The sequence below is a fragment of the Fructilactobacillus sp. X7R9C1 genome (assembly GCF_059901005.1).
The window spans coordinates 1-729 of sequence record NZ_JBWXVG010000039.1; the positions used below are offsets into that span (position 1 = coordinate 1).

Below are 729 nucleotides of genomic sequence, written 5' to 3' on the forward strand. Positions count from 1 at the left end.
AATTATAATTTTAACCGAGAAATAACCACTACGTTATTTGAGTTTTTTAAAATAGTTTAAATCGCAAATACTCAATAACTTACATCACGAAGTGATGCAGGTTAAGTTATTAAGGGCGCATGGTGAATGCCTTGGTACTAGGAGCCGATGAAGGACGGAACTAACACCGATATGCTTCGGGGAGCTGTACGTAAGCTTTGATCCGGAGATTTCCGAATGGGGAAACCCAATCATCTTAGTCGATGATTGCACGACAGTGAATTCATAGCTGCCGTGCGGTAGACGCGGGGAACTGAAACATCTAAGTACCCGCAGGAGTAGAAAAAAATTTCGATTCCCTCAGTAGCGGCGAGCGAACGGGGAACAGCCCAAACCGATCAGTTTACTGGTCGGGGTTGTAGGACTGAACATTTGAGTTACAAAAGAATCTGATAGTCGAATCAGTTGGGAAGCTGAGCCATAGATGGTGATAGCCCAGTAGACGAAATCAGGTTCCCTCAGTTCAGGATCCTGAGTACGGCGACACACGTGAAACGTCGTCGGAAGCCGGGAGGACCATCTCCCAAGGCTAAATACTACCTAGTGACCGATAGTGAACCAGTACCGTGAGGGAAAGGTGAAAAGCACCCCGGAAGGGGAGTGAAATAGTTCCTGCAACCATGTGCCTACAAGCAGTTAGAGCCCGTTTAAGGGTGATAGCGTGCCTCTTGTAGAATGAACCGGCGAGTT

1 rRNA gene is annotated in these 729 nt (G+C 46.9%); it reads left to right on the forward strand.

The features are described 5' to 3' along the window. Positions 1-99 precede the first annotated feature (99 nt). A 23S ribosomal RNA gene (locus AC6UD0_RS07290) occupies positions 100-729 on the forward strand; the annotation flags it as partial.